Raw genomic sequence first — 6,412 nt, 5'->3', positions numbered from 1 at the left:
GGTTATGTCAGAGGTTTTCAGGCGGGTCAAGAACGGTATGGCACCCCATTTGACGGAACGAGCATCATTTTACCTGTTTATAATCAACGGAATCAGCTGGAGCAGTGCTTGGACAGTATTTTCTCGAATACGGACAGACCGATCGAAGTGATCGTTGTTGATGATGCCTCAACCGATGATACTCTGACCTATCTGCAAAGGCTTAGCGGACAGATTCGATATCACAGCCATGAGACCAATCGAGGTCTGGCAAGTGCAATTAATACTGGATTGATGATGTCCAAAGGCAGCACGATATGCATATTGAACAGTGATACGCTCGTAACGCCGAATTGGTTGTCCGGTATGCTGAATTGCTTACACAGCAACATAGAATTTGGTATGGTTGGATCAGTGTCGAACCGTGTTGCCGGCGAACAGCAGATACCTGTGCCTTACGAACATGTCAAAGATATGTATGACTTTGCTGCTGAATATAATATCCCGGATGCAAGCCGGTGGCACAGCACAGATCGTTTGTTCCATGTGTGCCGCCTTATGCGCCGCAGCACATTTGAAGCGAATGGATACTTTGATGAGCGATTTGAGAATAGCGGATTTGCAGATGAAGATTATCATTTGCGCATGCGGATGGTAGGGCTCAAGCTTATCGTATCAGGGGACGTATTTATCCACCGCTCGTTCCATGCAAGCCTGCAGGAGCAGGACGGTCACACCCAATCTAGTCAGGATAAGCATGCGGCTTTCTTTCAAGAGAAGTGGGGCAATGCTTATGATTGGCTTCAGCGTATTCGTACGCAGCATGGGATGCTTGCGGGACGGCAATGTCAGGCATTTTATCCGTCTCAGGTGGCAGTTACTGGACTAAACGATGCAAATTATTGGATTGAAAATGGGGCAAAACGTCCTGTTCAAGGGGAGTTACGTATTCCGATTGTACGGGTAAGTCAGCTTGAATTGCGGGGATGGCCAACAGGAGTACCGATTGAGGCTGCTGCGGTTGCGCAGAAATGGAGTAAACAGCATGAAACAGAGGGAAAGATTCCTGACGGTGCTGTATTCAAAACGGAACTAGGCAAGTATTATCGTCGTGAGGGTGAAGCATGCAGAGAGCTTGTTAGTGATCATGCGCTGAACCGCTGGGGATTCGCTGATAAGGTAGCAATCCGTACGGAACATGAGAGAAGCGACCTTACGGAACAGTTGCCAATTATGGCGCACCCGGTCATTCATTCCTATCATATTTGAGGAATTGAAGAGTGGAAGTTAGGCCTTGTGCTTGGGAGGGGAGAATATTGCAACATTTCATCACGGACATGATTGGTCAAATGTCATATACGCAGCGGCATATGGCGCGCGTGCTTGACGCAGAGCGGCATGTAGCGGTTCGCATGGCGCAAATCGTGCATGCACTGCCGGATGTTGACCCTCAATTCGGGGGGGAGAACGATTATAAGGAATACTCCCAGGCATTAACGAAAAGTATCGTTGCTTATCTGAACGGAATTGCAGAGCTAGAGGAAGCGATGGCGGAACAGCTGCAGCATGTGTTGAAGGAGATTTCGGATGATGCAGAGGAATAATGCGCATGCAAGGGGGGATCTGCATGAATAGAGAACAGTCCTATCACGTCATTCTGGAGTCTATGGCCAAGATGCAGGGCAATGTGGCGAAGATCCTAGAAGCAAAAGCGGTAGAGGCCGAGAAGATGCGCAACTGGACGTTGAATCATATGACAGAGCACTCGTTCACGAATCATCGGGAACAGATTGTCGAACCTCTTGACGTGCATGCACAAGTGGTTGAAGTAATCGAGAGTTTGACGAAGCTGCAAGTCAGTCTATCCCACAATATGAAGGTACTGCTCCGGCGGGAGGAATCCGAGGGTTACGGAGATAGCCTCGGAGGGGGCTTGTTGAATGGAGAGTTCGGGATAGGAGACAAAATGTAATGGCTGCAGCGCACGAGGAGCAGCAGGTGCAGATTGAAATGATCAAGGCCATTGTACAGAGCCAATCCGCATTGGCACGTATGTTGAATCAAATGGCTGACCTTACAGCACATTCAGAAGCTGCAACGAAATTGCTTAAGGACAATATTCGTCTGTTGTCCATGTATCAGCTTGCACTATGCGGCATGGTCACAGGTTTTCAGACCCGTATTCGCAAGACAGGCACAGCTGCGCCTCCATGGCTGCATCCGGATTGTCAATTCGAGGAGATGAGAGTGGAGGAGGGAGAAGTTGCAAGTGAATAAGCAGAAGCGAGCACAGAGATCCCGGCGGCAAATGGGACAGCAGAAGCTGGTTAGCGGCACTGCATCAACGGGAAGCGTAAGGAAAGTGAGCAAGCAGGTTCCGCAACGGAAATTGCAACGCCGTCTTCAGGTTGTGAACCAGCCCGAGTGTCGGCGTACAACGAAGCAAATTGCCTCAACACATTCGACTCATCACCGCATTCAACATCCTGCATTTCAAGATGGATATCGGGTGGGGTATGCGAAGGGATATGAAGATGCACATCAACTGTCCTATGCCAATCAATCATAACGAAGTGAACAGTCTGACACTTGCATAGGCAAGAGGAGGGCTGTTTTTTAATGGATGTCGAGCGATAGGATTCGGGTAAGAAGGAACTTGAAACAAATATAATATCACATGTCGGTAAACGGAGTAGAACGATGCGCAGTTGTAAGCTTGCGCACCGTCAGAAATTCGAAGTTGGTTTACATTTCCCTTCAAGTTGGGTTCAAGAAGGGAGACGCCGCTTCTAACTTGAATGTGGCTCCATTTGTAAATAGAATCAAATCCAGGAAATCCAAACAAATGGTCAAACAAAGCGTTTACATACAGGTATTTATTTAAATTTCTTTGTTTTGCTCATGAAATCATCGCCGCATAAGCAAAGTTGAGAAATTGCGAGGTAATGATGCTGTAATGAGAGATAAGATGGGATTAGTTGATCACAATTGCCCGGAAATGGAGAAATTATGGTTTTCATTTCATTTACAGCAGGAGGGGAAAGGCGTAAGATTCAGTTCAGCAACAACAACGTTATCCGTTGCGTCTCAATCGCTGAATTCCGCAGGAAGCGGAAGCGGGGGAACCAATGAAGCGAATGGAGCTGAGTGGACAGTCAGCAGCCACCGTTCGCATGGGGTGAATCCGGCACAGGATCGCTGTTCCTGGCTGGTAGGGCGACTCTTCGCGCCCGAATCCGTCAGCTAACCTCGTAAGCGTACGGGAGAGGCGCGCCTGATCATATGGCGACGCACCTCTTTCTTGCAAGTAGGGCTTCGGACAGATGAACAGGAGGAACTGGATATGTACGATGCGGACCGGGTCATTACAGTGTTCGCAGGCTGTGAGACGGGGATTGAATTCATACGTCAGTTGAAAGGAGCAGGATATTCGGTTGCGGGTATTGCCCATAATGGGCGATTGGCAACGCGATTGGAAGGTGTTGGCGTTCATTCCGTATGCCGAATCAATACGACGGAGCCGAAGGCGTGGGCCGTCCCTCATGTCCCGATTGGCCGAATCTATGTGTTTGAACAGAGCTTTGCGCTTTCCTGCCGGCTTCTTCAAATATGCCGGCAATGGACGACGGATCCGATCACAATCGTGACGAAGCGTCATCATCCGCAGTCGATCTACCGATTGCTTGGTGCAAATTACGTCATTTATACGCAATCGGATCAAGTTTCATTTTTACTATCAGATATCATCTAATTTATCCATATAGGCAATGCTCACCGCTGAATCCCATTCATGGGAACGGGGGAACCAACGTTAGTGCGCCAGCTGTACATCTGCAGTTCGCGCAAGGGGTGAATCCGGCACAGGAATCCGTTCCTGGCCGGTAGGGCGACTCTTCGCGCCCGAATCCGTCAGCTAACCTCGTAAGCGTCCAAGGAGGCAGCCTTTATTTCGTCGTGGAACATTACGCGCACGTTTATTTGACGATGCGCGAAATAGGCCACACGGAAAGGGTCCCTCTTTCCGTGTGGCTTTTTGTGTTGCCTGCGCGTTCCTACTGAGCAGGAAGTCTTGGTAGGAGCGGGATCGCGGCAGCATTGCCTGGAGAGATGAGAACCTTATTCAGGAGGAGGAAGGGACTATGTTTGATGCAGTCATGATGATTCTTCTCGCACTGCTTGGACTAAGCGTATTGGGTATTCTCCATTGGTGCAAGACGGAAGTGGAGGAACGGGGTGATCGCTCATGATGATCGTGTTATTCACCTTGATTACGGCGCTGTTCATTTATTTGCTATATGCCTTAGTCAAACCGGAACGATTTTAGTTTGGGCAGAGTGATTGTTGATATTTGTACATTAGAGAAGGGTGGAACGGAACAATGAGTGCAATCGAATGGATCGCCATTGGAATTACCTTATTGCTTGCCTTGGCGATAGCGCGTCCGATCGGAATATATATGGCAGGGGTGTTTGACAATAGCGGAGCTCCAAGACCGCTGGATCTTGTATTTGGTCCGATAGATCGTTTTTTGTTTAAGTGTTTCGGCATTAAGGATCAATCGCAAAGCTGGAAGGCATACGCCTTTACGGCAGTTGCCACGAACGTGCTGATGATTGTGGTGACATATGCAATATTCCGCCTTCAAGGGGTATTGCCGCTCAATCCGAATGGCATTCCTGGCATGGAACCGGGAGTAGCATTCAATACGGCGATCAGCTTCATGGCGAATACGAACTTGCAGCACTATAGCGGTGAAAGTGGACTTTCTCCGCTGTCACAAATGACGGGCATTATTTTCTTGATGTTTACGTCACCTGCTACTGCGCTAGCGGCAGTAATGGCCATTATACGAGGGTTGACTGGCAAGCCGCTCGGCAACTTTCTGGCTGACTTAGTTCGTTCGATTACACGGATCTTTATGCCAATTGCTATTGTTGCCAGCATCCTGTTCATCTGGAATGGTACGCCGCAATCCTTGAGTCCAATGGATACTGCAGTCACGGTTGAAGGAGCAGAGCAGCATATTCCGCTTGGGCCCGTAGGCTCGATGATGTCGATTAAGGAGCTTGGCAACAACGGCGGTGGCCATTATGGAGCGAACTCAGCACATCCATTTGAGAATCCGAATGGTGCAACGAATGTACTTCATATTCTGCTTATGCTGATGCTCTGCACAGGGTTGCCGTTTACCTACAGCCGCATGGTCGGCAACAAGAAGGAAGGGCGTGTGCTGTTCGTCTCCATGGCGATTCTGTTCCTGATTATGCTCGGATCATCTCTTACAGCCGAACATATGGGCAATCCTGTGCTTAACGCAGCAGGATTGAGTGGAACAGGTAGTATGGAAGGGAAGGAAGTTCGTATTGGCGTTGCCCAGTCCTCACTGTATTCGGTCGTTACGACTGCATCAGAGACGGGCGGTGTCAACAATATGCATGATACGCTGACACCGCTTGGCGGCTTGATCCCGATGGCGAATATGATGCTGAATACCGTATTCGGCGGCGTCGGTGCGGGATTTATGAACGTGCTGCTGTACGTCATGATTGCCGTGTTTTTATCAGGCCTCATGGTTGGGCGGACACCTGAATTTTTGGGACGCAAGCTGGAAAGTAAGGAGATGAAACTGCTTGCGGTTACCCTGTTGGTACATCCCATATTGATTCTCGTACCAACGGCGATTGCAGTTGCCACACAAGCGGATACCCTGTCCAATCCAGGATTCCACGGATTGTCTCAAGCGTTGTATGAGTTTACGTCTTCTGCGGCGAACAATGGTTCTGGCTTTGAAGGATTGGGAGATGCAACGCCGTTTTGGAACATTTCCACAGGTATTGTCATGTTCTTGGGGCGCTACGTATCGCTCGTTACGCTCCTTGCCGTAGCAGGATCGATGGCGAAGAAGCAGCCAATTCCGAACACAAGTGGTACGTTCCAGACGAATACGGCGCTGTTCGGTATCGTATTTGTCTGCACAGTACTTATTGTGGGTGCTCTGACGTTCTTCCCGGTAGTCGTGCTCGGTCCGGTCGCAGAACATCTGACGTTGTGGAAATAAGGGGGAACGGAAAATGAAGACGGAAAAACAGATGAAAACACCTGCGCCATTTGAACCGGCGCGTATGCATACACATCAAGACAAGGAACGGAGCATGTTCCAAGGCAGCTTAATGCGAGCAGCATCGATCGATGCGCTGCGGAAGTTCGATCCGCGCCAGATGGTTAAAAACCCGATGATGTTTATTTGCGAGATTGGCTTCGTTATTACACTGCTGCTTACGTTCGTGCCGGATGCCTTTGGTTCGCCAATGCCACGTTGGTTCAACGGCACGGTCAGCTTCATCTTATTCATTACGGTTTGGTTCGCGAACTTTGCTGAGGCTCTTGCTGAGGGTCGCGGCAAGGCACAGGCAGATTCATTGAAGCAGGCGAA

8 protein-coding genes, 1 pseudogene and 2 riboswitches are annotated in these 6,412 nt (G+C 49.3%); all 9 genes and pseudogenes read left to right on the top strand.

Translation table 11 applies throughout. The annotated features are described in order from the left end of the window. Positions 1-1,248, top strand: a 1,248-nt coding sequence (locus tag AZ66_RS25330) for a glycosyltransferase family 2 protein (protein ID WP_044357416.1), incomplete at its 5' end; no start/stop codon positions are given. 47 nt (positions 1,249-1,295) lie between these two features. Further along, the gene (locus AZ66_RS25325; protein ID WP_021259109.1) at positions 1,296-1,583 is read left to right on the top strand and encodes a hypothetical protein; all 288 of its coding nucleotides are present in this window, start codon (positions 1,296-1,298) and stop codon (positions 1,581-1,583) included. A 23-nt stretch (positions 1,584-1,606) separates the two neighbouring features. Next, positions 1,607-1,951, top strand: coding sequence for a hypothetical protein (locus AZ66_RS25320; RefSeq protein WP_021259108.1), 345 nt, complete (start codon positions 1,607-1,609; stop codon positions 1,949-1,951). Beyond that, positions 1,951-2,256: a hypothetical protein gene (locus AZ66_RS25315; protein ID WP_021259107.1), complete on the top strand. Its 306-nt coding sequence runs from the start codon at positions 1,951-1,953 to the stop codon at positions 2,254-2,256. Before AZ66_RS25320 ends, AZ66_RS25315 begins: the two co-directional genes overlap by 1 nt. After that, the gene (locus AZ66_RS25310; protein WP_156160076.1) at positions 2,249-2,548 is read left to right on the top strand and encodes a hypothetical protein; all 300 of its coding nucleotides are present in this window, start codon (positions 2,249-2,251) and stop codon (positions 2,546-2,548) included. The genes AZ66_RS25315 and AZ66_RS25310 overlap by 8 nt, the downstream gene beginning before the upstream one ends. A 513-nt stretch (positions 2,549-3,061) precedes the next feature. Then, positions 3,062-3,252, top strand: a riboswitch (cyclic di-AMP (ydaO/yuaA leader). Positions 3,253-3,322: 70 nt separating this feature from the next. After that, positions 3,323-3,730, top strand: coding sequence for a hypothetical protein (locus AZ66_RS25300; RefSeq protein ID WP_044357413.1), 408 nt, complete (start codon positions 3,323-3,325; stop codon positions 3,728-3,730). A 14-nt stretch (positions 3,731-3,744) separates the two neighbouring features. Beyond that, positions 3,745-3,922: riboswitch (cyclic di-AMP (ydaO/yuaA leader) on the top strand. A gap of 300 nt (positions 3,923-4,222) precedes the next feature. Beyond that, positions 4,223-4,303, top strand: a complete 81-nt coding sequence (gene kdpF, locus AZ66_RS33935) for a K(+)-transporting ATPase subunit F (protein ID WP_065291998.1) — start codon at positions 4,223-4,225, stop codon at positions 4,301-4,303. 54 nt (positions 4,304-4,357) lie between these two features. Next, entirely contained in the window at positions 4,358-6,037 is a 1,680-nt protein-coding gene (gene kdpA / locus AZ66_RS25295) for a potassium-transporting ATPase subunit KdpA (protein WP_442950323.1), read from the top strand. A 112-nt stretch (positions 6,038-6,149) separates the two neighbouring features. Beyond that, positions 6,150-6,412, top strand: a pseudogene (locus AZ66_RS25290) (potassium-transporting ATPase subunit B); the annotation flags it as partial.

The organism is Paenibacillus sp. E194 (assembly GCF_000935845.1).
Taxonomy (GTDB): domain Bacteria; phylum Bacillota; class Bacilli; order Paenibacillales; family Paenibacillaceae; genus Paenibacillus_B; species Paenibacillus_B alvei_B.
Note: the sequence above shows the minus strand (reverse complement) of the source record. Positions and strands in the feature narration are given on the sequence as shown.

Bases quoted from the DNA above. Each gene is read 5' to 3' on its own strand.
- AZ66_RS25320 (WP_021259108.1), top strand. From the start codon at position 1,607: ATGAATAGAGAACAGTCCTATCACGTCATTCTGGAGTCTATGGCCAAG.
- kdpF (WP_065291998.1), top strand. From the start codon at position 4,223: ATGATGATCGTGTTATTCACCTTGATTACGGCGCTGTTCATTTATTTG.
- kdpA (WP_442950323.1), top strand. From the start codon at position 4,358: ATGAGTGCAATCGAATGGATCGCCATTGGAATTACCTTATTGCTTGCC.
- AZ66_RS25300 (WP_044357413.1), top strand. From the start codon at position 3,323: ATGTACGATGCGGACCGGGTCATTACAGTGTTCGCAGGCTGTGAGACG.
- AZ66_RS25315 (WP_021259107.1), top strand. From the start codon at position 1,951: ATGGCTGCAGCGCACGAGGAGCAGCAGGTGCAGATTGAAATGATCAAG.